Source organism: Allorhizobium undicola ORS 992 = ATCC 700741 (genome assembly GCF_000621665.1).
Taxonomy (GTDB): Bacteria; Pseudomonadota; Alphaproteobacteria; order Rhizobiales; family Rhizobiaceae; genus Allorhizobium; species Allorhizobium undicola.
This window is the reverse complement of sequence record NZ_JHXQ01000019.1, coordinates 63,636-86,900: the sequence shown is the minus strand read 5'-3', so window position 1 is coordinate 86,900 and position 23,265 is coordinate 63,636. Positions and strand designations below refer to the sequence as shown.

Annotated in this window: 23 protein-coding genes and 1 pseudogene; 17 read left to right on the top strand and 7 right to left on the bottom strand. The window is 59.5% G+C overall.

Translation table 11 applies throughout. The features are described from left to right. The 7 genes and pseudogenes from T424_RS21295 to T424_RS0115800 all read left to right on the top strand — a co-directional run. Positions 1-1,210 (top strand): annotated as a pseudogene (locus T424_RS21295) (hypothetical protein); the annotation flags it as partial. 240 nt (positions 1,211-1,450) lie between these two features. Further along, complete coding sequence (locus T424_RS0115825; RefSeq protein WP_027488586.1) at positions 1,451-2,245, top strand: thymidylate synthase; 795 nt, start codon at positions 1,451-1,453, stop codon at positions 2,243-2,245. Between the two features lie 116 nt (positions 2,246-2,361). Beyond that, on the top strand, positions 2,362-2,754 hold the full coding sequence (locus T424_RS0115820; RefSeq protein WP_027488585.1) for a DoxX family protein: 393 nt from the start codon (positions 2,362-2,364) through the stop codon (positions 2,752-2,754). A gap of 286 nt (positions 2,755-3,040) precedes the next feature. Beyond that, the gene (locus T424_RS0115815; protein WP_027488584.1) at positions 3,041-3,580 is read left to right on the top strand and encodes a dihydrofolate reductase; all 540 of its coding nucleotides are present in this window, start codon (positions 3,041-3,043) and stop codon (positions 3,578-3,580) included. Positions 3,581-3,810: 230 nt separating this feature from the next. After that, complete coding sequence (hflK, locus tag T424_RS0115810; protein WP_027488583.1) at positions 3,811-4,917, top strand: FtsH protease activity modulator HflK; 1,107 nt, start codon at positions 3,811-3,813, stop codon at positions 4,915-4,917. Position 4,918: 1 nt separating this feature from the next. Then, positions 4,919-5,827, top strand: coding sequence for a protease modulator HflC (hflC, locus tag T424_RS0115805; protein ID WP_027488582.1), 909 nt, complete (start codon positions 4,919-4,921; stop codon positions 5,825-5,827). A 409-nt stretch (positions 5,828-6,236) separates the two neighbouring features. Continuing rightward, on the top strand, positions 6,237-7,757 hold the full coding sequence (locus T424_RS0115800; RefSeq protein ID WP_027488581.1) for a Do family serine endopeptidase: 1,521 nt from the start codon (positions 6,237-6,239) through the stop codon (positions 7,755-7,757). Positions 7,758-7,857: 100 nt separating this feature from the next. On the opposite strand, the gene T424_RS0115795 is transcribed toward T424_RS0115800, so the two are convergent. Both T424_RS0115795 and serB read right to left on the bottom strand, forming a co-directional pair. Continuing rightward, complete coding sequence (locus T424_RS0115795) at positions 7,858-8,421, bottom strand: GNAT family N-acetyltransferase (RefSeq protein ID WP_027488580.1); 564 nt, start codon at positions 8,419-8,421, stop codon at positions 7,858-7,860. Then, on the bottom strand, positions 8,418-9,308 hold the full coding sequence (gene serB / locus T424_RS0115790) for a phosphoserine phosphatase SerB (RefSeq protein WP_027488579.1): 891 nt from the start codon (positions 9,306-9,308) through the stop codon (positions 8,418-8,420). Before serB ends, T424_RS0115795 begins: the two co-directional genes overlap by 4 nt. Between serB and miaA the strand changes: the two genes are divergently transcribed. Both miaA and T424_RS0115780 read left to right on the top strand, forming a co-directional pair. Further along, positions 9,307-10,200 (top strand): tRNA (adenosine(37)-N6)-dimethylallyltransferase MiaA, encoded by an 894-nt coding sequence (gene miaA, locus T424_RS0115785; protein ID WP_027488578.1) that lies wholly within the window; start codon positions 9,307-9,309, stop codon positions 10,198-10,200. The genes serB and miaA overlap by 2 nt on opposite strands. Before the next feature lie 102 nt (positions 10,201-10,302). Beyond that, positions 10,303-10,566 (top strand): hypothetical protein, encoded by a 264-nt coding sequence (locus T424_RS0115780; RefSeq protein ID WP_027488577.1) that lies wholly within the window; start codon positions 10,303-10,305, stop codon positions 10,564-10,566. Positions 10,567-10,579: 13 nt separating this feature from the next. Here the strand turns inward: T424_RS0115780 and T424_RS0115775 are convergent, their stop codons facing one another. Next, a complete protein-coding gene (locus T424_RS0115775; protein WP_051559078.1) occupies positions 10,580-12,496 on the bottom strand; it encodes an ATP-binding protein in 1,917 nt (638 codons plus the stop codon). Between the two features lie 476 nt (positions 12,497-12,972). Here T424_RS0115775 and T424_RS0115770 point away from each other — a divergent pair, with 476 nt between their 5' ends. The 4 genes from T424_RS0115770 to T424_RS0115755 all read left to right on the top strand — a co-directional run bounded on the left by T424_RS0115770 (position 12,973) and on the right by T424_RS0115755 (position 16,977). Further along, on the top strand, positions 12,973-14,751 hold the full coding sequence (locus T424_RS0115770; RefSeq protein WP_027488575.1) for an acetolactate synthase 3 large subunit: 1,779 nt from the start codon (positions 12,973-12,975) through the stop codon (positions 14,749-14,751). An 18-nt stretch (positions 14,752-14,769) separates the two neighbouring features. After that, positions 14,770-15,342: an acetolactate synthase small subunit gene (gene ilvN / locus T424_RS0115765; RefSeq protein WP_027488574.1), complete on the top strand. Its 573-nt coding sequence runs from the start codon at positions 14,770-14,772 to the stop codon at positions 15,340-15,342. A gap of 140 nt (positions 15,343-15,482) precedes the next feature. Then, positions 15,483-15,743 carry a hypothetical protein gene (locus tag T424_RS0115760; protein ID WP_154664957.1) on the top strand — a complete coding sequence of 87 codons (261 nt, stop codon included), beginning with the start codon at positions 15,483-15,485 and terminating at the stop codon, positions 15,741-15,743. A 106-nt stretch (positions 15,744-15,849) separates the two neighbouring features. Next, entirely contained in the window at positions 15,850-16,977 is a 1,128-nt protein-coding gene (locus T424_RS0115755; RefSeq protein WP_027488572.1) for an ATP-dependent DNA helicase, read from the top strand. Positions 16,978-17,013: 36 nt separating this feature from the next. Here T424_RS0115755 and T424_RS0115750 read toward each other — a convergent pair whose 3' ends face one another. After that, positions 17,014-17,709, bottom strand: coding sequence for a MerR family transcriptional regulator (locus tag T424_RS0115750; RefSeq protein WP_051559058.1), 696 nt, complete (start codon positions 17,707-17,709; stop codon positions 17,014-17,016). 316 nt (positions 17,710-18,025) lie between these two features. Here T424_RS0115750 and T424_RS0115745 point away from each other — a divergent pair, with 316 nt between their 5' ends. Then, positions 18,026-18,778 (top strand): pyridoxine 5'-phosphate synthase, encoded by a 753-nt coding sequence (locus tag T424_RS0115745; protein ID WP_027488570.1) that lies wholly within the window; start codon positions 18,026-18,028, stop codon positions 18,776-18,778. A gap of 144 nt (positions 18,779-18,922) precedes the next feature. Here the strand turns inward: T424_RS0115745 and T424_RS0115740 are convergent, their stop codons facing one another. Next, a complete protein-coding gene (locus T424_RS0115740) occupies positions 18,923-19,798 on the bottom strand; it encodes an SDR family oxidoreductase (RefSeq protein WP_027488569.1) in 876 nt (291 codons plus the stop codon). Between the two features lie 137 nt (positions 19,799-19,935). Between T424_RS0115740 and T424_RS0115735 the strand changes: the two genes are divergently transcribed. Continuing rightward, entirely contained in the window at positions 19,936-20,337 is a 402-nt protein-coding gene (locus T424_RS0115735; protein WP_027488568.1) for a winged helix-turn-helix transcriptional regulator, read from the top strand. Between the two features lie 5 nt (positions 20,338-20,342). Here T424_RS0115735 and T424_RS0115730 read toward each other — a convergent pair whose 3' ends face one another. Further along, a complete protein-coding gene (locus T424_RS0115730) occupies positions 20,343-21,056 on the bottom strand; it encodes an aspartate/glutamate racemase family protein (RefSeq protein ID WP_027488567.1) in 714 nt (237 codons plus the stop codon). Positions 21,057-21,228: 172 nt separating this feature from the next. Between T424_RS0115730 and T424_RS0115725 the strand changes: the two genes are divergently transcribed. Then, positions 21,229-21,693 carry an Lrp/AsnC family transcriptional regulator gene (locus tag T424_RS0115725; protein WP_027488566.1) on the top strand — a complete coding sequence of 155 codons (465 nt, stop codon included), beginning with the start codon at positions 21,229-21,231 and terminating at the stop codon, positions 21,691-21,693. Positions 21,694-21,772: 79 nt separating this feature from the next. Here T424_RS0115725 and T424_RS0115720 read toward each other — a convergent pair whose 3' ends face one another. Further along, entirely contained in the window at positions 21,773-22,189 is a 417-nt protein-coding gene (locus tag T424_RS0115720; RefSeq protein ID WP_051559057.1) for a DUF4087 domain-containing protein, read from the bottom strand. Between the two features lie 436 nt (positions 22,190-22,625). Between T424_RS0115720 and T424_RS0115715 the strand changes: the two genes are divergently transcribed. Further along, on the top strand, positions 22,626-23,255 hold the full coding sequence (locus tag T424_RS0115715; protein ID WP_027488564.1) for a TetR/AcrR family transcriptional regulator C-terminal domain-containing protein: 630 nt from the start codon (positions 22,626-22,628) through the stop codon (positions 23,253-23,255). Positions 23,256-23,265: the final 10 nt, after the last annotated feature.

Below are 23,265 nucleotides of genomic sequence, written 5' to 3'. Positions count from 1 at the left end.
CGACGAGGTCATGCGTTCCAATCCCGCAACTGTCGATGCGGACGAGTGGACGAAAAGCATGGCGAGCATGGCCACGCGGCTGAGCGATTTCGTGAAAGGCAATGTTCAGGGCGAGAACACGTCGGTGATTGCCCCGCTGGTGATTTCGGGCGCGGATCAGAGCGCGGGACTTTCGAAGATTTTGTCACCGTCGATCGAGGCGCTGGCCCAGACCTATTTCAAGGATAACCAGACAGCGCTCACGGCCTACAAGGCCAATATCACCACGCTGATTTCGGCGGCCTGGTCGCTGATGAAGCCCGGCGGCAGTATCGAGACGCTGAAAAACCAGCTGACGGAACTGGTGGGCAAAACGGTGACGACACCGCCTGCCGGGGTGGGGCTTGAGAATTACCGTGAATCGTTGATTGCCGGCGTCACGGGCATATTGAACGGGGCGCGTGCGGTCTGGGCGGGAACGAACCTCAACAATCCCACCTGGGATAATATCGGCATTGTGGTGCTGCACAGCATGTCCAGCCTTGCCAGCGTGCTGAAAGGTGCGGGGCTTGCGGTTGAACAGTCCAAATCGTTTTTGGGCTCGCTCTTCCAGGCGGATGCGGAACTGGTCGCGGCCGAGCGGCGTGTCGTCTCCTCGATGCTGAAGAACACGGCCACGGTTTTGAGCGGCGTCGGTGCGGTTGCCTGGGCGCCCGTCGAATTCTACCAGTTCTTCAAGGCGGTGCGCGACGGAACCGATACGGGATCGCTGATCTTCATGGGCATTGGCACGGTTGCGGATACGGTGGGCGTGGTGGAAGGCGTGACGGGCATTGCCGAAATGCTGGCGAACTCGACCTTCGGGCGTAGCGCCAGTGCTGCGGCCAGCGCTGCCACACGCTTCCTGCCGCTTGGCTTTTCAACCATTTTTACCGGGGCGGCCATCGTGTCGTGGGCGGCATGGGTGGGTTACACGCTTTACAACGTCGCGCTTCAGGAAAAGAAATTCAATGAAAATCGCGATGCGCTGGATCAGGACCTGACCCGGTTGCTGGATAATAAAATGTCCCTGTATTACATCAAGTCCGACCAGACCGACCGCAATGGCGTTCCCTATAAGGACGATAACGCGGAAAGAGTGCTGACGCCGACCGATTGGACCGCGATCCGCGCCGGGGTGGATGAATACCGCAAACTGCACGGCTATACGGATGCGGCTGTTCCGAGCTGACGGCCTGCTGCGCGCCATGCATCGCGTTTTTTCAACAGGCGCGATGCATGGGCATATTTCGGCTTGCCGCTGAAGACCGGACTGTTGTCTGCTTTATTCTGTTGGTTATCGGGAAAGCGACTTCCCCCTCCGCTGCCCGAATTGTAGACTTGCGCTTTAGAGACGCCGCGGTTTCGAATGCGCGTGCGCGAAACATCGCGCGATTTACGTGCGAGACGAGGCGCCAAAAGGCAGGCTTATATGCAGCAATATCTCGATCTTCTCACGCATGTGCTTGAAAACGGCACGGATCGCGGCGACCGCACCGGCACCGGCACCCGTTCGGTTTTCGGCTATCAGATGCGGTTCGACCTCGAGGAAGGTTTTCCTGTTCTGACCACCAAGAAGCTGCATCTGCGCTCCATCATCCATGAATTGCTGTGGTTTCTGAAAGGCGAGACGAACATTGCCTATCTGAAAGAAAACGGGGTGAGCATCTGGGATGAGTGGGCCGATGAAAACGGCGAGCTCGGGCCTGTATACGGCGCGCAATGGCGCTCCTGGCCTGCCGGTGACGGTGGTCATATCGACCAGATCGCCAATCTGGTCGAGGGGATCCGCAAGAATCCCAATTCCCGGCGCCATATCGTTTCCGCCTGGAACCCGGCAGAGGTGGATGACATGGCCCTGCCGCCTTGCCATTGCCTTTTCCAGTTTTATGTTGCCGATGGCAGGCTGTCCTGCCAGCTTTACCAGCGCTCAGCCGATATTTTCCTTGGCGTGCCGTTCAATATTGCCTCCTACGCGCTGCTGACGATGATGGTGGCGCAGGTGACGGGCCTTCGCGCGGGCGATTTCATTCACACCCTGGGTGATGCACATCTTTACGCCAACCATTTCGAGCAGGCGCGCCTGCAATTGACCAGAAGCCCCAAGCCTTTGCCGACCATGCGGCTCAATCCGGCGGTGGACGATCTTTTTGCCTTCCGCTTTGAGGATTTCACGCTGGAAAATTATGTGGCCGACCCCTCGATCAAGGCGCCAATTGCCGTTTGATCGGCATTTTTGCGGGTGAGATGACAAATTATCACGAGGAAGTGAGCATGGCGCCGGTGACAGTGTCATGCGGACAGGCTTTATAGCCTTCATCTTTATTATTGAGAGGGTTTGTCATGTTTTCCGGTCGTTTGACATCGTGGTCGCCTGTTGTCTTGTCCGTGCTGCGCATCATAGCGGCACTCCTGCTTCTTGAGCACGGCACTGCAAAGCTGTTGGGCTTTCCGGTTTCGCAGATGAGCCCGGCCATGTTCAGCCTGTCCTGGATTGCGGGTGTGATCGAGCTGGTGACAGGCGTGCTGCTGGTCATTGGGCTATTCACACGCCCGGCGGCCTTTCTGGCGTCCGGCCTTTGCGCTTTCGCCTATTTCATTGGCCATGCACCGAAAAATTTCTTCCCCGTGAATAATGGCGGTGATGCGGCCATTCTGTTCTGCTTCGTCTTCCTCTACATCTTCATCGCTGGCGGTGGCTCGTTGAGCGTGGATGCAAAAACGGGTCGGGCCTGACAGGTCCATCCGCGCTTTTCATCCTGGCAGAAATCCGTAAAAGCTGGGGTCCAGCATCGGCCCGAAAAGTGGATGCCGGTTTTCGGATCAGCCGATGCATGAGAAAAGCATCGGCCCGAAAAGTGGATACCGGTTTTCGGATCAGCCGATGCATGAGAAAAGCATCGGCCCGAAAAGTGGATGCCGGTTTTCGGATCAGCCGATGCGCGAAAAAAAGCATCGGCCCGAAAAGTGGGCACCGGTTTTCGGATCAGGCCGATGCTGTAATGACTGCGGGAGGAAGAGCATGGCGGAAATTTCCATCCTTGTGGCGGTATCGCGCAATCATGTGATTGGCCGCGATGGGGATATGCCGTGGAAGCTTTCCACCGATCTCAAGCGCTTCAAGGCGCTGACCATGGGCAAGCCTCTGGTTCTGGGCCGAAAGACCTTCGAGAGCTTTGGCAGCCGTCCTTTGCCGGGGCGTCCGCATATCGTGGTCAGCCGTGGCGCAGCCATAGATGTGGGGGGTGTGGAAACGGTTGGCAGTCTGAGTGAGGCTTTTACGCGGGCAGGGGCGCTGGCGCAGACATTGGGCGTCGATGAAATCTGCGTGATCGGCGGCGGGGAAATCTACCGGCAGGCCATGCCCTTGGCCGATTGCCTGCATGTGACGCATGTTGAGGCCGATATTGCCGATGGCGACACGTTTTTCCCGGCAATTGATCCGGCACTGTTTGTCCTTGTGGAAGAAACCGCGATTCCCGCCGGCGAGCGAGACGACCATGCGACACGATACGCGGTTTATCGCCGCAGGACAGCGCCGTTAGAGCGCTTTTCGATCTGATTGAATCAGATCGGCGCTCTAACGTTTCCTTTTTGAAGCATAATCTTGTCGATCCTCGTTTCACTCCGGTCGGATTATGCTTTAACCCTTTATTTTTCAGAGAACGGGAAGAAGTTTCGGGGGGCTCGTTGAAAGCGGGTTCCGCGATACCTATAACGGGAACAATCCCAGTGGTTGACCTGAAAACGTCACCGTTGCGGGCGTGGGAGTTTTCGACCAAAGAGGTTTGAATGCCTTGGAGCAATCAGAACGGCGGCGGCGGTCCTTGGGGCGGCGGCAACGGTAACAATCAAGGGCCCTGGGGACAGGGACCGAACCGCCCGCGTGGCGGTGGCGGCAATGGCGGCGGCAAGCAGCCGCCGGATCTTGAAGACATCATTCGCAAGGGGCAGGACCGGTTCCGGAACATGCTTCCCGGTGGCGGCAATGGCGGCGTGGCCGTGGTGCTGGCGCTTGTGCTGGGCGGCTTCTGGCTCAGCCAGGCCATCTACACCGTGCAGCCGGACGAACGCGGCGTGGAAATGCGCTTCGGCAAGCCGAAGGACGAGATTTCCGGCGAAGGCCTGCATTTCCATCTCTGGCCCTTCGAGACGGTCGAAAAGGTCAAGGTCACGGAGCAGCAGCAGAATATTGGCGCGCGCGCCTCATCCACCTCCACGGCGGGGCTGATGCTGACCGGAGACCAGAATATCGTCAACGTACAGTTCTCCGTGCTTTATACGGTGAGCGATCCGAAGGCCTATCTTTTCAACCTCGAAACCCCGCCGCAAACCTTGCAGCAGGTGGCCGAGAGCGCCATGCGCGAAGTGGTGGGCCGCAGGCCCGCGCAGGATATTTTCCGCGACCAGCGCCAGCAGATCGCCTTCGATGTGCGCAATATCATCCAGGGCACCATGGATACCTACGGGGCTGGCATCGCCATCAACTCGGTGGCCATCGAGGATGCAGCACCGCCGCGTGAAGTGGCCGATGCCTTCGACGAAGTGCAGCGCGCCGAGCAGGACGAGGACCGCTTCGTGGAAGAGGCGAACCAATATGCCAACCAGCGTCTCGGCCAGGCCCGTGGTCAGGCGGCGCAGATCCGCGAAGAGGCGGCAGCCTACAAGGATCGCGTCGTGAAGGAAGCGGAAGGTGAGGCCCAGCGCTTCGTCTCCATCTACGACCAGTATACCAAGGCGCCGGATGTGACGCGCAAGCGTCTTTACCTTGAAACCATGGAGCAGGTTCTGAAGAAGTCGAACAAGGTTATCGTGGATGACCAGCAGGGCGTGGTGCCTTACCTGCCCTTGAACGAAATCGGCCGCATGGGCAGCCAGCAGACGCAGGGAGGCAAGTAAGATGACCAATCGTCTGATGTCTGTTCTGGTCGGTCTGGCGGTCATTCTGCTGCTGATCTATTCCTCGATCTTCGTCGTCAACCAGCGCCAGCAGGCCATCGTGGTGCGTTTCGGCCAGATCAAGGCCGTCTACAGCGAGCCTGGCCTGTTCTTCAAGGTGCCCTTCGTGGACCGCGTGCAGCTTGTCTCCGATCAGGCCCTGCGCTTCGATCTCGACAATATCCGCGTGCAGGTTTCCGGCGGCAAATTCTATGAGGTGGATGCTTTCCTCATCTACCGCATCGCCGATCCGCGCCGCTTTATCGGTATCGTCAGCGGCGGCGATCGCGAAACGGCGGAATCGCGCCTTCGCACCCGTCTCGATGCCTCGCTGCGCCGCGTCTATGGTCAGCGCGGTTTTGAGGCCGCCCTTTCGGAAGAGCGCTCGCAGATGATGCAGGAAGTGGCGGCCGATCTGAAGACCGATGCCGAGAACCTTGGCCTGAAGATCGAGGATGTCCGCATTCGTCGTACGGACCTCACGCAGGAGGTTTCGCAGCAGACCTATGCCCGTATGCGCTCCGAGCGTCTGGCCGAGGCCGAACTGATCCGCGCACGTGGTAACGAAGAAGGTCAGCGCCGCCGCGCCATTGCCGACCGTCAGGTGGTGGAATTGCAGGCGGATGCCCAGCGCGAGTCGGAAATCCTGCGTGGTCAGGGCGATGCCGACCGTAACCGTATCTTCGCCGATGCCTATCAGCGCGATCCGGCCTTCTTCGAGTTTTATCGCTCGATGAGCGCCTATAATCAGGCGCTTGGTACCAACGGTACGAGCATGGTCCTGTCGCCGAATTCGGAGTTCTTCCGCTTTTTCAATTCGGAAACGGGTACGGCACCTCAGCCCGCCCCGGTTCAGCCGCGCCAGCCTTGAGTGCTATCGCGATCCATTGCAGAGGGCAGCTCACGGGCTGCCCTTTTTTATTGGTTCAATCGTGCGGCGGCCTTTCTAGAGCCTTTCACTGTTTCACGGAAACGGTGAAAGGCTCTAACTGTCTGTTTCGACGCATTTCCGGACGCAAAACCGAATACACTTTTGCTGGAAATGCTCTAACTATTTGGTTTTTTCGCATTTTCAGACGGAAAACCGGCTTCCGCTTTTCCTGAAAATGCTCTTTTGCCCTCAAGATAGCGTGAACAAGTCATGGTCCACCGTTTCGGTTTGAAGCGCCACGTCCTATGATGCCCCGCACTCGAATGTCTCGCAGAGGAAGCCGATGAAGCAGCGCGCCGCAACGAACCCGCGTCAGAAGGGCGCTTGCCCCTATCCGTCCAGCCTCCGGATGCGGGGGCTTGGCATGACGGGGCTGTGTCTGCTGCTGGCCGCGGGCATGGCGGGCGAGACGGCCTTTCCGGCTTTCGCGCAAACCGCGCTTGGCGCCCAACCGGGCGGGGCGCCTGCGGCCAATGCCAAGCTGACCGGCCCGGCGCCGGTTTCCGATATTGCCGAAGGCCTGCTGCAATCGGTCGTCAACATCGCCACCTCGCAGAATGTCAAGGACGAGGAAACCAGCCCCGTGCCACAGGTGCCGAAGGGCTCGCCCTTCGAGGATCTCTTCGAGGACTTTTTCAAGAATCGCGGCGGCGATGGCCCCAATCACAAGGTGAATTCGCTGGGTTCGGGCTTCGTGATCGATCCTTCCGGCTATATCGTCACCAACAACCACGTCATTGAAAATGCCGACGACATCGAGGTCATCTTTGCCGATGGTTCCAAGCTCAAGGCCAAGCTTGTCGGCACGGATACCAAAACCGATCTTTCCGTGCTGAAGGTCGAGCCGCCGGAGCCCTTGCAGGCCGTGAAGTTCGGTGATTCGAAAAAGATGCGCATCGGTGACTGGGTCATGGCGATTGGCAACCCCTTCGGTCTTGGCGGTTCGGTTACGCTTGGCATCGTTTCGGCGCGGGGGCGTAATATCAATGCCGGGCCTTACGATAATTTCATCCAGACCGACGCCGCCATCAACAAGGGCAATTCGGGTGGCCCGCTGTTCAACATGGCCGGTGAGGTCATCGGCATCAACACGGCGATCATTTCGCCAAGCGGCGGCTCCATCGGCATCGGTTTTGCCGTGCCGACCGAACTTGCCCAGAATGTCATCGACCAGCTTCGTCAATATGGGGAAACGCGGCGCGGCTGGCTTGGCGTGCGCATCCAACCGGTGCCCGACGATCTGGCGAAAGCGGCAGGCATCAAGGCTGGCCGTGGCGCGCTGATCGGCAGCATCATCGATGGCGGGCCATCGGCCAAGGGGCCGCTCAAGGTGGGCGATGTCGTCATTTCCTTCAACGGCAAGGATGTGGCGGAGAGCCGCGATCTCGTGCGCAGTGTGGCCGAAAGCCCGATCGATCAGGAGATTGACGCCGTGATCTTCCGCGATGGCAAGCGCCAGACGGTGAAGGTGCGGCTTGCCAGAATGCAGGACGAAAAGCCGGACGCAAAGAGCGAGGAACAGGCTGATCCGAATGCACCGGGCAAGGATGGCGCGGAGCAGGGCGAGGCCGCCGATAGCATCATGGGTCTTGGCTTAGAGACACTCGATGACGAAAACCGCGCCGCCAACTCCATTGCCGAAAGTGTGGAAGGCCTGCTGATTACCAGCGTCGAGCCAGGCTCTCAGGCTGCGCAGAAGGGGTTGAAAGTTGGCGAGGTGATCGTGGAGGTTGGCCAGGAATTCGTCGATACGCCCGAGGTGCTGGCTGAAAAGCTGGCCAAGCTGAAGAATGACGGCCGCCGCAGCGCCCATCTCATGGTGGCGAATGCCAGAGGCGATCTGCGCTTCGTGGCGATCCCGCTGGAGTGAGTAAGCCAAGGATGGCTTCCGTCCGTCCAGTAAATGCGAGTCGTTTCAGCAGCTTGTCCAGTGATGCTTGCAAAGTGAATCCGTCACTTCAACCATTGTGTTAAGCTTGCATCTGCCGCCATTCGGCGGCGGTCATGCGGTAAAGCACATGGCGCTTGAGATGGGGGTGGCTGTCCGGCACGCGGGGATGGTCGAAATCGCCATCCGGCTGATGCGCCATGCCAATGCGCTGCATGACGGCAATGGAGCGCCTGTTCGTGTGAACGGCGAAAGAAACGACCTGCGCAAGGTGAAGCTGGTCGAAGGCGTGGGCCAGAAGCGCCCGCGCCGCCTCGGTAATATAGCCATTGCCCCAGAAGCGCGTGGCCAGCCGCCAGCCGATTTCCACCGTGCCCTCGGGCAGCAGGTCCGGGAGCATGGCATCGGACAAGCCGCAAAAGCCCATGGGCTCGCCCGTTTCCTTCAACTCGACGGCGTAAAAGCACAGGCCCGTTTGCGTGATGAGCTGGCGGATGCGGTCCATCATCGCATCCGCTTCCGCATGGCTGCGGCGCATGGGAAAAAACTCCATGACCTTGGGGTCGCGGTTGATTTCGCGAAACAGATCGCGGTCGCTTTCCCGCCAGTTGCGCAGAAGCAGGCGATCTGTCTCGAGGATTTTCATGGGGTGACGAAATCCGTCCTGCGATAACCCTGAAGGTAGAGCAGGGCGGTCAGGTCGCTGTGGTCGATGCGGATTTTTGCCTGGGCGGCAACGGTGGGCTTGGCGTGCAATGCAACGCCCGACCCGGCAATGCCCAGCATTCCCAGATCGTTTGCGCCGTCACCCACGGCCATGCAGTCTTCCGGTGAAATGCCAAGGCGGGCTGTAATGTCCAGCAGGGCATCTACCTTGGCCTGCTTGCCCAGAATGGGTTCGGCCACTTCGCCGGTCAGATGTCCGTCCTTTTCGAGCAGAATATTGGCGCGGTTTTCGTGGAAGCCGAGCTTTTCGGCAATGCGGGCGGTAAAGACGGTGAAGCCGCCGGAAACGAGCGCGGTATAGTGGCCGCGTGCCTTCATGGTGGCGATCAGCTCTGGCCCGCCGGGGGTGAGTGTAATGCGCTTTGCGATCACCTCGTCCACAACGCCGATCGGCAGGCCCTTGAGCAGCGCCACCCGCTCCCGCAGGGCCGGCTCGAAGGCGATTTCGCCGTTCATGGCGCGGGCGGTGATGTCAGAGACCTTGTCCTTCAATCCAACTTCGGCGGCCAGCTCATCGATGCATTCCTGGCCGATCATGGTGGAATCCATATCGGCAATCAGAAAGGCCTTGCGGCGGCCTTCGGCATTCTGAATGGCAAGATCGATGGGTTCCCCGGCAATGACGCGGCGCAGCGCCTCTTCACAAGCCGCCAGATCGGCGCCATCCTGCACGGCAAGATCGCAGGCCACGCCATCGGCCAGCCAGTAAAGCCCGGAGGCGGAAATGGCGGCTGCGGCCTGTTCGGCAAGGTCAGATGTGATTGCCGGATTGGACGGATTTGCGATAAGCGTGGCAACGAAGGCCATGATGAAGAACCCTATGACAGACTTTGATGCGATCCTGATAACCGGGCCGACCGCCAGCGGCAAGTCCGCGCGGGCACTGGAGCTTGCGCGCCGCCATGACGGTGTGGTGATTAACGCCGATAGTATGCAGGTTTATGACACGCTCAGCGTGGTAACGGCCCGGCCCTCGCAAGCGGATATGGATGGCGTGCCGCATCTGCTCTATGGCCATGTACCGGCAGGCGCCGCCTATTCCACCGGCGACTGGCTGCGCGAGGTGGCCGACGTTCTGGCCGATTGCCGCAGGCAGGGCCGCCTGCCGATCATTATCGGCGGCACGGGTCTCTACTTCCGGGCATTGACGGGGGGGCTTTCCGAGATGCCGCCCATATCTGCCGCCACGCGGGAAAGATTTCGCCAGAGGGCCGATGGCGAAGGGCCGGAATGCCTCCATGCCGAGCTTATGCAGCGTGACCCTGGCATGGCGGCAAGGCTCAACCCCGCCGATGGCCAGAGAATCATCCGGGCGCTGGAAGTGCTGGAGGAAACCGGCCGGTCGATTGCCTATTTTCAGGAAAAGACCGGCCCGATGCTGGTCGATCCGCACAGCGCGTTGAAAATGGTGGTGCTTCCGGACCGCGCGCTGTTGCATTCGCGCATCAACCGCCGCTTTGCCGCGATGATGGAGGAGGGCGCCGTGGAGGAAGTGCGTGCGTTGTTGGCGCAGTCCCTGCCTGCCGATCTGCCGGTTATGAAAGCGATTGGCGTTTCGCAGATTGCCGCCATGCTGAATGGCACGTTGAGCCGTGCCGAAGCGGTGGAGCAGGCCTCTGCCGCGACCCGCCAATATGCCAAGCGGCAAATGACGTGGTTTCGCAACCAGATGGATGAAAGCTGGGAAAGGGTAAGTTGACGCAAGGTGAGGGGTGCTTGCGCAAGGCCGCGCGGCGTGCTTGTTTCTGCCGCAGAAGCCGGGGCTGCGCCGCCGGTTTTTTCGTCTGTCGAGGATGTTCCCATGAACCGCTTTCTGGCCCGTACGCTCTCAACGCTGAATATTCTGTTTGCTCTTGTCATCATCGTCGTGGGGGCGATGACAGGGGGCGCCGGTGGCAGCGCCTATTATTATTACGATGGCAATTTTTCCATTCCCGGCGCGATCTTCGGTGCGATTGGCGGGGCTGTGGTCGCAGCGCTCATTTGCGGCACCATCGCCTTTCTGACGCTGATCGAGCGGCATCTGAGCATTCTGGCCGATGCCGCCCGCCGCAACCAGCCCTGAAAGCACGCAGCCGTCAATCCCGCAGCGGCCGCTTCAAAATGCTGTCGCGCAGGCTCATGCCGGTTTCGCGCCGGGGAGCGGCGGGCGAGGGTGCGCTGGCAAACATGCTGCCATGGTCGCCCTGCCGGGGCTGGGCGTGGGCAGGTTGCGGCCGAAAGCCCGCCCCCGGTGAGACGGGTGACTCAAGGCCAGGCAACATTTCCGGGCGGTAGGGTTCTATCGGGGTGGAGGGATCGACCGTTGGGTCATTGGCCAGCGCTTGCCTATGCTGCTCAGCGGCGGTGAAGGATTGCTGGAAGGCGCTGATGTCCGGCTCGGTGGTGGAGCGCATCCGCGAAATAATCTCTCTGAGATCCATGTTTTCCGGAGCTTCGTCATTCATTCGGGCGGCGGTGCCGGCCGGCCGCGGCAGCCGCTTTTCTTCCACCCGCTCGAACAACATGCGCATGGGAACGGGAACGGCCTCGCCGAAGGCTATCGCCTCGCCATTGCTGATCGAGGAAATGAAGCTGGTGGTGGAAATCGAGCTGTCCGGCAGGGCCGAGCGGATGATGTCCTGGTCGCGGTCATTGGCAAGGCGCATGGCAAACACGGTGGAGCATTGCGAAAGGATGGTCTGGTCCAGCTCCCCCGGCCGCTGCGTGACGATGCCGAGCGACACACCGTATTTGCGGCCTTCCTTGGCAATACGCGCAATGGCCTGGCGGGTGGGGAAGAAGCCAAGCGAAGGATCGGCGGGCACATAGCGGTGCGCCTCTTCGCAAACCACCAGCATGTGGATGGCGCCATTCGACCAGAGTGCCAGTTCGAAAGCCATGCGGCACAGCACGGAGGCGACCGAATTGACCACCTCCGAGGGGATGCCGGAGAGCTGGAAGGTGGAGATCGGCCGCCCGTTGCCCGGCACGCGAAACACATGGGCAATGGTTTCCATGATCGTATCGCTGATCGTGTTATTGGAAAACATGAAGCGATAACGCGGATCGTTGACAGCGGCCATGATGCGCATTTTCAGGGCGCGCAGGAAGGGTTTTTCGTCACGCCCTTCCAGCTTGCCGATGCGCTCGTCGATCAGCGCCAGAAGGTCTGCCATGCGATAGGGAACGGGGGTGTCGGCGGTAAAGGCGGTGCGTTCGCTGCGGCGGACAAGGCTGGCGTCCGAGCCGCGAAAGGCGCGCTTTGCTTCCGGCATCAGATCGCGCAGCGCATCCAGCTCTTCCGGCACGGGCGGGCGGCCGCGATAGAGAACCTCGGTGAATTCATCCAGCCGCATCAGCCAGAAGGGCAGGTCCAGCGTGTCGGTATCGATCACCATGGCCTGATCGGGAAAGGCGGCGGCAAATTCGTTATGCGGGTCGAGAATGAGAACCCTGAGCTTGGGATCGTGCTGGATCGCCTTGTGCAGCAGCAGCGAAACGGCGGTGGATTTGCCCACACCCGTGGAGCCGACGACGGCGAAATGCTTGGACAGCATGGTGGGCACGTGAATGGCGGCCTCGATGCTCCTGTCCTGGCTGAGATGGCCGATAACCGTGCTGCCTCCGGCGCGCGAGGCATAGATGCGCGCCAGATCGGCGGCGCGGATACGGTGGGCAATGGCGCCCAGATGCGGATATTGCGAAATGCCGGTGGAAAACTCCTCCGTTCCCCCCGGCGTCTTGTGGACCTCGCCCATCAGCTCCACTTCGAACAGGAAGCTGTTATCCTGCTGCTCGGCCCATTGGCGTCCTGATGTCTGCATGGAATAGACCAGCGCCACGACACGGTTCTGGTTGACGCTGATGGAAATGAGGCGCCCCACGGACCACAGTTCCGGAAGCTCGGTGCTGCCCGCTTCTGCGGTTGCGGCGATTGTGGCGCGAGAGCCGCTACAGGCCACGACCCTGCCAAGAAAGCGGTTGCCCGGCTTCAGGGTGTCCCGCCGTTCCATTTCACCCGCGGGGCCGGGTTTGGAGTGCTCGAAATCGCGCAAGACCTGCTCCACACATGAACCGCAAATGAGGCGGCACTGTTTTTGAAAATGTCTTTTCGCGCCTGCCGGATGCGTGCGGAGGCGCATTATACCCAGAAATGGAACTTAGACGCCGCCCCTTAATAACCCGTGTATGGCTATACCCCCATTCTTGAGGGAATTTGCCGGGTCGGGTTAAAAAAATCCTGCTTTTGCCGGATTTCTGGCCGTCTCGGCGTTGACGCTGGCTTGCATGATGTTTATCAATCGCACCCATGGCAAAGTTTAACGTACTTATCGTGGTGGGAACGCGCATGGGCATGACGGTGTGACCGTCAGGCATCAGCCACCCATGCGCGACACCGAGGCTCCTCAAAGGGGCCTTTTTTTATGGCCAGAACCGGGGTAGCAGCTACTCCATCCCCCTAAGTCAAGAACATGAAACGGGAAGAGGCATGACGGGCAAGGACAATCGGATGACCGGCGCGGAAATCGTTCTGAAAGCGCTGAAGGATAATGGTGTCGAACACGTATTCGGCTATCCGGGCGGCGCTGTGCTGCCGATTTACGACGAGATCTTCCAGCAGGACGAGATCCAGCACATTCTCGTGCGCCATGAACAGGGGGCCGGCCATGCGGCGGAAGGCTATGCCCGCTCCACCGGCAAGGTCGGCGTCATGCTCGTCACCTCCGGCCCCGGCGCCACCAATGCGGTCACGCCCTTGCAGGATGCGCTGATGGACAGCGTGCCGCTGGTGTGCCTGACGGGGCAGGTGCCGACCACGCTGATCGGCTCGGATGCCTTTCAGGAATGCGACACGGTTGGCATCACGCGCCCCTGCACCAAGCATAACTGGCTGGTGAAGGATGTGAACGATCTGGCCCGCACCATTCATGAAGCCTTCCGCATTGCCCAGACGGGCCGTCCGGGGCCGGTGGTCGTCGATATTCCCAAGGACGTGCAATTTGCCACCGGCACCTATGTGCCGCCGGAAGCCCACCCGATTCAAAAGAGCTACCAGCCGAAGATGCAGGGCGATGCCCGCGCCATTCAGGCGGCAATCGAACTCATGGCCAGCGCCCGCCGTCCGGTCATCTATTCCGGCGGTGGCGTGGTCAATTCCGGCCCGGAAGCGTCCCGCCTGCTGCGCGAACTGGTGGCGCTGACCGATTTCCCGATCACTTCGACCCTGATGGGGCTCGGCTCTTATCCGGCATCGGGCAAGAACTGGCTGGGAATGCTGGGGATGCACGGTTCCTACGAGGCCAATATGGCCATGCATGATTGCGATGTGATGGTCTGTATCGGCGCGCGCTTCGATGACCGCATTACCGGCCGTCTCAATGCCTTTTCGCCCAATTCCAAGAAAATCCACATCGACATCGATCCGTCCTCGATCAACAAGAATGTGCGCGTCGATATTCCGATCACCGGCGATGTCGGCCATGTGCTGGAAGATATGGTGCGCCTGTGGCGGGCCATGCCGAAAAAGCCGGACGCGGCCCAGACGGCGGAATGGAAGGAAAGCGTGGCCCGCTGGAAGGCCCGCAAGTCCTTTTCCTACACGCCCTCGCGCGATGTCATCATGCCGCAATTCGCGCTGGAGCGCCTTTATGAGGCCACGAAGGATCGCGATACCTACATCACCACGGAAGTGGGCCAGCATCAGATGTGGGCGGCGCAATATTACGGCTTCGAACAGCCGAACCGCTGGCTGACTTCGGGCGGCCTCGGCACCATGGGCTATGGTTTCCCCGCCGCCATCGGCGTGCAGGTGGCGCATCCCGAAAGCCTGGTCATCGATATTGCCGGTGACGCCTCGATCCAGATGTGCATTCAGGAAATGTCCTGCGCCATCCAGTATGATCTGCCGGTGAAGATCTTCATTCTCAACAACCAGTATATGGGCATGGTGCGCCAGTGGCAGCAATTGCTGCATGGCAACCGGCTGTCCAACTCCTATACGGAAGCCATGCCGGATTTCGTGAAGCTGGCGGAAGCCTATGGCGCCGTTGGCCTGCGCTGCGAAAAGCCGGAGGATCTGGATGGCGCCATTCAGGAAATGATCAATGTGAAAAAGCCGGTGATCTTCGATTGCCGGGTGGCCAACCTCACCAACTGCTTCCCGATGATCCCCTCCGGCAAGGCGCATAATGAAATGTTGCTGCCGGATGAGGCCACCGACGAAGCCGTTGCCACGGCAATCGACAGCAAGGGCCGTCAGCTCGTCTGATCAGGGGGATCTAGGATCATGAACGCACATCTACAGCCAACCGGCTCCGCCTATTTCATCGCCACCGAAACCGCCTCCATCGAAAGCCACACGCTTTCGGTGCTGGTGGACAACGAACCGGGCGTTCTTGCCCGCGTCATCGGCCTGTTCTCCGGCCGTGGCTACAATATCGAAAGCCTCACCGTTTCCGAAACCGAGCACGAGGCGCATTTGTCGCGCATCACCATCGTCACCCGCGGCACACCGCAGGTGCTGGAGCAGATCAAGGCGCAGCTTGAGCGCATCGTGCCGGTTCACCGCGTGGTGGACCTGACGGTTCGCGCCCGCCAGTCTGGGCAGGAGCGGCCCATCGAGCGCGAAGTGGCGCTGGTCAAGGTGGTCTCCACCGGCGAAATGCGCGCCGAAACCCTGCGTCTGGCCGATGCCTTCCATGCCAAGGTGGTGGACGCGACGGTGGATCACTTCATCTTCGAGCTTACCGGCAAGTCTTCCAAGATCGATCAGTTCGTGTCGATCATGAAACCGCTTGGCCTCAACGAAGTGTGTCGCACCGGCATTGCCGCCATGAATCGTGGCGCGCAGGGCATGTAACGCTTCTTTAGCTGCAAGTATGGGCCGCCCGTTCACAGCAATGGGCGGCCTTTTTCATTTCGTGAAGGGCTGTGATCGCAAGCCGGTTGAACAAAACCGTAAATGCCGCGTTAACGGGCAGGTAACAAAGGGAGCCTGCCATGAAGAAAGCAGTGATTGTCCTTATCGCGGGTTTGATGGTTCCAGCCGGTCTTGCGGCCAGCGAGCTTTTCCAGCAAGAGCCGGCCGCCGGTTATACTCACGTCAACCCGAACAAGACTGCGCGTCTGCCGGCAATACATCCGCAGCAGAGCGTGATGCTCGACGCCCATGGCGAATGGGCAGCCGATTGTTATGACGCCTTCGGCCCCGACGGCGAAGAGGAAAGCAGTGCCGATCTTGCTGCCTGTCTGAAGGGGTAATATTTCAGAAGAGCGGGCGGCCGCTCTCTGGAATGACCGATCACAACGGTTGATGTTCTCCTTTTCTTCTTGCAATTGCGGCTCGAATCCGCGCATCTCCTGAGCCATGCAATTTGCGCCTCAACAGGATGAAGCCCTGAAAGCCGTTTCCCAATGGCTGAAGGAGGGAAAGCAACCGATCTTCCGGCTGTTTGGCTATGCGGGGACAGGCAAGACCACGCTTGCCCGCTATTTTGCCGAGCATGTGGACGGCGAGGTGCTCTTTGCCGCCTTCACCGGCAAGGCCGCGCAGGTCTTGCGCTCGCGCGGCGCCTCCAATGCCAAGACCATTCATTCGCTGATCTACCGTCCGCGGGGCGAGGAAGCGGTGGAGGATGAGGAGACGGGGCGTACCTCGATTTCGCCGATGTTTTCGATCAACCGGCAGAGCCCGGTGGCCAAGGCGGCACTGATCGTTATCGATGAATGCTCCATGGTGGACGAGCAGCTTGGCCGCGACCTTCTGAGCTTTGGCACGCCCATTCTTGTGCTGGGCGATCCGGGACAATTGCCGCCGGTCACGGGCGGCGGTTTTTTCACCGAGCAGGCGCCGGATTATCTGCTGACGGAAATCCATCGTCAGGCGCGGGACAACCCCATAATTCAGCTTGCCATGCAGATCCGCGAAGGACAGGAGGTCGCGCACGGCGATTATGGCAAGGCGCGGGTTATTTCCCGCAACGAGGTCAATCAGGATCTCGTGCTGGGGGCCGATCAGGTTCTGGTTGGCACCAACAAGACGCGGCGACGCTACAACAAGCGGCTTCGCGAACTGAAAGGTTTCACGGTGGATTATCCGCAGGCCGGTGACAAGCTGGTCTGCCTGCGCAATGATCAGGTCAAGGGCTTGCTGAACGGTTCGCTGTGGCAGGTCATGAGTTCCTCCCGCGAGACCGTCAAGCCCGGTATCAACCTGCTGATCAAGCCGGAAGACGACGACATGGACCGCGGTTCGGCCAAGATCAAGCTGCTGAAGGCGGCTTTCGAGGAGCTTGAAACCGAAATTCCCTGGACGACCCGAAAGCGCTATGACGAGTTTGATTTTGGCTATGCGCTGACGGTGCACAAGGCGCAAGGTTCGCAGTGGAACAATGTCGTGCTGTTCGATGAAAGCTGGGCTTTCCGGGATACGCGCGAGCGCTGGCTTTATACCGCCGTGACACGCGCCGCCGAGACGCTGACCATTGTTCGTTAAAGAGGGGCGGGGGAATTTTCCGTTTTCCGGCGTTTCTCAGGAGGCGACAAGCCCCAGAAGCACAGCCTTGGCAACGGCCTGAAAGCGGTTCGTGGCTTTAAGTTTTCGCATGATGTTCTGTTCCAGCGTCTGCACGGCCTCCGGCGTCAGTTGCATGTTGCGGGATATGCGGGGCGGGCTGTAACCCTCCGCCATAAGGCTGAGGCAATGATGTTCCATGTCGTTGAAATCGATGGCAGGGTCTGGAATGCGCACGTCCGGCTGGTCCTTGTTGTCGTCTGCCCGTGTCAGCAGGCCGTTGATCTGCTGCATTTGCCGCATGATCAGCGATTGCGCGGAAACAAGTTCGCGCTTTCGGTCTTCGAGGGCTGCATTCAGCAGGCTCTCAGCCTCCATCTGGCTGGCGGCTTCGGCCAGTTCGCCCATCAGGTCCTGAATGGCGGCCACCGGCATTCCTGTTTCCCGGCAGGTGTTGATGACGGCCATGCGGCCGATGTCGCGGTGAAAATACACCCGCATAAGGCCGATCCGGCTGGCGGACAGCAGGTTTTTTTCCTCGTAGAAATGCAAGGTGCGATGCGTAACGCCAAACAGGTTGGCCATGTCCGAAATGCCCACCGGTTCGGGCGGAATGTCGTCCGGTAGCGGAACGGAGGGCAGGAAGCCCAGTCCCGATTGAAATTGTGCTGCCGAATGTGGCTTGGAAAGGATGGACGGCTGTTGTCCTTCCATGCGGCATCTCCCGTTGCGATGAGTTCCCCGTTTCACGCAAAGCCTGCTACGCATGTATACCGCAGGAATCGCCCCCGATCTGCGGTAAACTACTGAAAATCAAGCTATCATCAATTAAACTAAAATTCAAACCCCCGGTTTTGATGGGGATAGAACTCTCTTTTATGGTGTAGGCGGTTCAAGTATCAGAAAATATCATCCATCGATTGGCGAAACTTGTTGGTGTTCGGCAGGATAAGGCATTAGAAAAAGTCAATTTTCCTGGTTATGGCAGAGTTGCTTTCTGCCATGACGTCAACCTCCGGGATCGATGCTGATGCCTGCAAAGCTTTCCGTCAATCTTAACGCAATTGCCATGTTACGCAACCGCCGGGATTTGCCCTGGCCGGATGTTCGGCATTTCGGGCGTCTGGCGCTTTTGGCGGGCGCCCATGGCTTGACGGTGCATCCCCGGCCGGACCAGCGGCATATCCGCTTCAGCGATCTGCCGGTTTTGCGCGCCTTGATCGATGATGAATTTCCGGGGGCGGAATTCAACATGGAAGGCTATCCGGGGGAGGATTTTCTGGCTCTTTGCGAAGCCATCGAGCCCGATCAGGTCACGCTGGTTCCCGATGATCCCGCGCAGGCCACCTCCGATCACGGCTGGGACTTTGCCGCCCATGGCGATCTGTTGCGGGGCGTTGTGCAGCGGCTGAAGCGCAAGGGCTTGCGGGTTTCGCTGTTTGCCGACGGCGACGGCGAGGCTGGCGCTGTCGAAAAGGCAAAGGCCACCGGCGCCGACAGAATTGAACTTTACACCGGCCCTTATGGCGGATGTTACGATGCGCCGGAAAAGGCAGAGGTTCAGCTTGACCTTCTGGGCCGGACTGCGGATGCGGCCCATGCGCTTGGCATGGGCGTCAATGGCGGCCATGACCTGACCGTTGCCAATCTTCCTGCGCTGGCAAGGCGCATTCCCTACCTTGCGGAAGTGTCGATCGGTCACGGGCTGACGGCGGACGCGCTTGAGTTCGGCATGGCGGAAACGGTTCGCCGTTTCCGCCATGCCTGCGGTGAGCCGGTGTAGGTTCTGCGGGGGAGGGAACCCGGCTCAACGTCGTGAGATGATTTAGAGCCTTTCACTGTTTCAGGGAAACGGTGAAAGGCTCTAACTGTTTGTTTTTACGCATTTCCGGACGGAAAACCGGTTTCCACTTTTCCTGAAAATGCTCTAGCGCCCCAGCCTTTCCTTGTGGGCCTCCAGAAAGGCTTCAAGCGTTTGCGGCTTCGTGCCGGTAAGACGCTCCACGTCGCCGGAGATGGCCGAGAGGTCGCCGGCGCGGGTCGCCGTGTCGAAGGATACCAGCAGCGGCACCACCTCGGCAGGCAGGCCAACGGCTTTCAGCCCCTCGGCCAGTTGCTCGTCGCTGACCGTGAACTGGCTGAGCGGCTTTCCGGTGATGCGGGAAATCAGCGCTGCGATGTCCTGATTGGTGAGGGCCTCTTGTCCGGTGAGAGAATAGATGGTGTTGTCGCTTTCCGGTGCGGCAAGCCCGGCAGCAATGGCGCGGGCAATATCATCGCGGGCGATATAGGAGGTGCGGCCTTCGGCGGCGGAGCTATACCATCTGCCGATGGGCAAGGCGCCCTGCATGGCGGCAAAGAGATTTTCCATGTACCAGCCATTGCGGAAAATGGTGAAGGCAAGGCCACTGGCGCGGATAGCCTCTTCGGTTGCCTGATGTTCGGGCGCAAAAATCACCTTCGATGTGGCAGGCTCCAGCATGGACGTGTAGAAAAGACGTGCCGCACCCGCCTGTTTCGCCGCATTGATGGCGGCCTGATGCTGTGCCACGCGGTGGCCTATGGCGTCCGTGCTGATGATCAGCACGTTGTCTACGCCCGCAAAGGCTCCGGCCAGGCCCTCAGGCGCGGAAAAATCGGCTTCACGGGTTTCGATGCCTTTCGCCTTCAGCCCCTCCAGTCTTGAAATGTCACGGCTGACGGCAACGATGTCGCTGGCCGCCACGCCGCTCGTTTCCAGAAGGTGCCGGATGACGGCCTGCCCCAGCTGGCCGGAGGCTCCGGTGACGAGATGTCTTGTCATGTCTGCCCTTTCGGCATGTTACTGTCACGGTTTGCGTGTTGATCTCTTTTGGAGACCAGCTTTACATTGTCGCGTTGGGATGAGATGTAAAGAAGGCAGTTTTCACGCGCGTGGTAACAAAAAAGGAACCGGCATTCATGACGCAGCAGGTGGACATCGCATCCTTTGGCGGGGCAAGCGGCAAGGCACGGGAACTGGAGGATGTGTGTCCGGTGCGTTCCGTCATCTCCCATGTCGGAGACAAATGGTCCACGCTGCTTCTCGGTGCGCTTGCACAAAAGCCCTATCGTTTCGGGGAATTGCGGCGCTTCGTGCCGGATATTTCACAGCGGATGCTGACCCAGACCCTGCGAGACCTGCAACGGGACGGCTATGTGGCCCGGCAGGTTTTTCCCACCAAGCCGCCAAGTGTGGAATATCGCCTGACACCGCTGGGGGCGGCGCTGGTGCAGGCCCTGCAATCTTTGATCGATTTCGCGCTTGTCAATCACGAGGCCGTGGTAGAGGCCCGCAAGCGTTTCGATATGGCGGGCGGATAACGCCTTCAGGCCACCATTTTCTCGCGCCGGCCCGAGAGCGCGAAGGTTACGGCTGCCTGAGCATGGATGCGGGTGGAGTCGAATCCCGGCAGGCAAAGCTGGTCGGGATCGAGCAGCAGGCAGATTTCCGTGCAGCCAAGAATGACGCAATCCGCCCCTTTTGCCTTCGCCTTTTCGATAATGGCCAGATAGGCGTCCCGTGAGGCGGCCTCGACACGGCCAGCGCAAAGTTCCTTGAAAATCACGTCATGCACGGTTTGCCGGTCCTCGGCATCCGGCACCATCGGATCAAGACCAAGGGCGCGCATGTGATTGGTGTAGAAGCCGTGTTCCATGGTGTAGCGCGTTGCCAGCAGCAGGGGGCGGCGATAGCCCGATGCCTTGATTGCTGCCGAGGTTTCATCGACAATATGAATGAGGGGCACGGAAATGCTGGCCGCCACATGGTCGGCAATCAGATGCATGGTGTTGGTGCAGATGAGAATGCAGTCTGCACCCGCCCGCTCAAGCCCGGCAGCACAGTCCGCAAGCGCCTTTTCGGCGAGGTCCCAGCGCCCCGTTGTCTGATAGCCGACAATCTCGGCGAAGTTCACCGAATGCATGATGACCTGTGCCGAAGAAAGCCCGCCCAGCGACTCGCGGACCGCCTCGTTGACCAGGCGATAATAGATCGCCGAACTCTCGAAACTCATGCCGCCGATCAAGCCGATGGTTTTCATGGATAATTCCTCTTTCTAATCTTATGCGTCAGGCTGATCTTGTCGTGGAAACCTCGCCTTGTATTTGCGTTTTTTCCGGCTACAGGAACTTCTCACGCAAAAAATCAGCGTCTATAGAGTCTATTGCGCAAATTTTATGGGATAAGGCGTATTTTGACAGGGGATAAGCGGCGTGCTGGATGAACGTGACCGGAAAATTCTGGACCTTTTGCAACGGGATGCCTCCATTCCCGTCTCCGATCTGGCTGAAAAGGTGGCGCTTTCAGTGTCGGCCTGCTCGCGGCGCATCCAGCGGCTGGAGGAATTGGGCTATATCGAGCGGCGCATTGCCGTTTTGAACCGGGAAAAGATTGGCCTGCCCACCACGGTCTATGCGCTGGTGAAAACCGCGCATCACACAGATGAATGGACCGAGCAGTTTCGCCGCGCCATCGGCGATATTGCCGAGATAGTCGAGGCCCACCGCCTCACCGGCCATTATGATTATATCCTCAAGATCGTTCTGCCACGGGTGGAGCATTACGATGTGGTCTATAGGAGGCTGGTGCGGCGGCTGGAATTGTTCGACGTCAACGCATCGATTTCCATGGAAACCATGAAGAGCGGAAGCGCGGTGCCGGTTGATTTTGCCGTATAGAGCACAATCCGACCGGAGTGAAACGAGGATCGATAAGATTATCTTTAAAAAATAATATGTTAGAGCGAAGATCCTTGCTTCAATCCTGCGGTTTCGGCAGGGATTTGTCGGCGCGGCACCGGGCCAGCGCCAATGGCTTGACGCTGTGAATGGCGGTGATGACGCCCACGCCGTCACGATTGGCGGTGTCCACGTTCATGCAGGTGCAGCCATAGCCGTAATTGCCGTTCGTGCGCACATAGTCCCCGGCGGAAAGATCGCCGATCTTGTCCACGCCCTCCGGCTCATCGGGAATGCCTTGCGACATGATGATCCAGGTGCCCTTCGCGTCATCCAGCCAGTAATTGCCGGGCGTGGGGTTGACGATCCAGCCGCAGCGGTTTTCGGCCGCTGCCGCTGACAGGGGTGGGGCAAGGCAGGCGCCTGTCAGGGCTGCCGCAACGGCAATGCCGTAATATGTGGTGCGCAAAGACGAAAACAGCGGCAAGCCTGGCATGAAGGGCCTTCAGGTTTCAGGGAACATAGCGGTTATGGCTGTGGGGCCGGGAGTTTGTGCCAGCATATCCGTCGTTTTGTCCAGTGCTGGTGCAGGCCGAAAGGGCTGAAAGAGCAAGACAAAACAGCAATGCGTTGCAAATGGCTTTCATGGAAATTCTCCTTGGGAGGAAGGGAGCATAATTCGAACCGTTCGGTTCGATGTTGAAATTGGAGCAAAAGGCGGCATTTTTGCGAACGGCATTCGGTTGAGGCCCGATAAGACGGACACGCTTTTGTGAGAATCCCGCTCAGCGCCCGTTCCTCTCCAAGAAAGCAGTTGACGAAAGCGCACTGGATCATTAATCAGAACCGTACCGTACGGTACATGATTTGGAACGCCAGTCTTGGCGGGCGTTATCGGGAATGGCCTCAGGGCAATCGCGGGAGGAAGGGCAGTGTCGGTCGAGCTTCAGGCAGCGGGAGAGTTTTCGCCTCGCCAGAGCGCTGTTCTGGCCGAGGCATTGCGCCTGCTCGTGGAAGGTGGCGACAAGGCGCTGACGACAGCCGGGCTGGCGCGGGCGGCCAATTGCTCCAAGGAAAGCCTTTACAAGTGGTTCGGTGATCGCGACGGGCTGCTTTCTGCGATGATTTCCTATCAGGCCAGCAAGGTTCGCACCTTCGAGCGGACCGGCGAGCGCCTGAATGCCCAGACGCTGATGGAGCATCTCGAACTCTTCGGTCGCGACCTTCTGGACGTGCTGGGCGGTGAGGTTTCACTGGCGCTGAACAGGCTGGCAATTGGCCAGACCAGCCGCGACGGTTCCAGGCTTGGCCAGCTTTTGCTGGAGCGTGGCCGCCGCCAGATCGATCGCCGGGCGCGGGCGCTTCTCGATGCTGGCCGTCGTGATGGCCTGTTGCGTTTCGATGATGGCGAGGATGCCTATCGCACGCTTTACGGCCTCATCGTTTCGGATTTGCATGTGCGGCTGCTGCTTGGCGAGCGGCCCGATGCGCAAAAATTTCCGTCTCGGGTAAGAAAGGCGGTGAGCGCCTTTCTTGTCCTCTACGGTTCGGAAAAAACTTGACCGGGCAATC

Coding starts and splice junctions, on each gene's coding strand:
- T424_RS0115815 (WP_027488584.1), top strand. CDS start 3,041: ATGGCGGAAATTTCCATCCTTGTGGCGGTATCGCGCAATCATGTGATT.
- T424_RS0115770 (WP_027488575.1), top strand. CDS start 12,973: ATGACGGGCAAGGACAATCGGATGACCGGCGCGGAAATCGTTCTGAAA.
- T424_RS0115820 (WP_027488585.1), top strand. CDS start 2,362: ATGTTTTCCGGTCGTTTGACATCGTGGTCGCCTGTTGTCTTGTCCGTG.
- T424_RS0115730 (WP_027488567.1), bottom strand. CDS start 21,056: ATGAAAACCATCGGCTTGATCGGCGGCATGAGTTTCGAGAGTTCGGCG.
- hflK (WP_027488583.1), top strand. CDS start 3,811: ATGCCTTGGAGCAATCAGAACGGCGGCGGCGGTCCTTGGGGCGGCGGC.
- T424_RS0115720 (WP_051559057.1), bottom strand. CDS start 22,189: ATGCCAGGCTTGCCGCTGTTTTCGTCTTTGCGCACCACATATTACGGC.
- serB (WP_027488579.1), bottom strand. CDS start 9,308: ATGGCCTTCGTTGCCACGCTTATCGCAAATCCGTCCAATCCGGCAATC.
- T424_RS0115745 (WP_027488570.1), top strand. CDS start 18,026: ATGCCTGCAAAGCTTTCCGTCAATCTTAACGCAATTGCCATGTTACGC.
- T424_RS0115825 (WP_027488586.1), top strand. CDS start 1,451: ATGCAGCAATATCTCGATCTTCTCACGCATGTGCTTGAAAACGGCACG.
- T424_RS0115760 (WP_154664957.1), top strand. CDS start 15,483: ATGAAGAAAGCAGTGATTGTCCTTATCGCGGGTTTGATGGTTCCAGCC.
- T424_RS0115735 (WP_027488568.1), top strand. CDS start 19,936: ATGACGCAGCAGGTGGACATCGCATCCTTTGGCGGGGCAAGCGGCAAG.
- T424_RS0115775 (WP_051559078.1), bottom strand. CDS start 12,496: ATGGAACGGCGGGACACCCTGAAGCCGGGCAACCGCTTTCTTGGCAGG.
- T424_RS0115780 (WP_027488577.1), top strand. CDS start 10,303: ATGAACCGCTTTCTGGCCCGTACGCTCTCAACGCTGAATATTCTGTTT.
- T424_RS0115795 (WP_027488580.1), bottom strand. CDS start 8,421: ATGAAAATCCTCGAGACAGATCGCCTGCTTCTGCGCAACTGGCGGGAA.
- T424_RS0115740 (WP_027488569.1), bottom strand. CDS start 19,798: ATGACAAGACATCTCGTCACCGGAGCCTCCGGCCAGCTGGGGCAGGCC.
- miaA (WP_027488578.1), top strand. CDS start 9,307: ATGATGAAGAACCCTATGACAGACTTTGATGCGATCCTGATAACCGGG.
- hflC (WP_027488582.1), top strand. CDS start 4,919: ATGACCAATCGTCTGATGTCTGTTCTGGTCGGTCTGGCGGTCATTCTG.
- T424_RS0115800 (WP_027488581.1), top strand. CDS start 6,237: ATGCGGGGGCTTGGCATGACGGGGCTGTGTCTGCTGCTGGCCGCGGGC.
- T424_RS0115750 (WP_051559058.1), bottom strand. CDS start 17,709: ATGGAAGGACAACAGCCGTCCATCCTTTCCAAGCCACATTCGGCAGCA.
- ilvN (WP_027488574.1), top strand. CDS start 14,770: ATGAACGCACATCTACAGCCAACCGGCTCCGCCTATTTCATCGCCACC.
- T424_RS0115755 (WP_027488572.1), top strand. CDS start 15,850: ATGCAATTTGCGCCTCAACAGGATGAAGCCCTGAAAGCCGTTTCCCAA.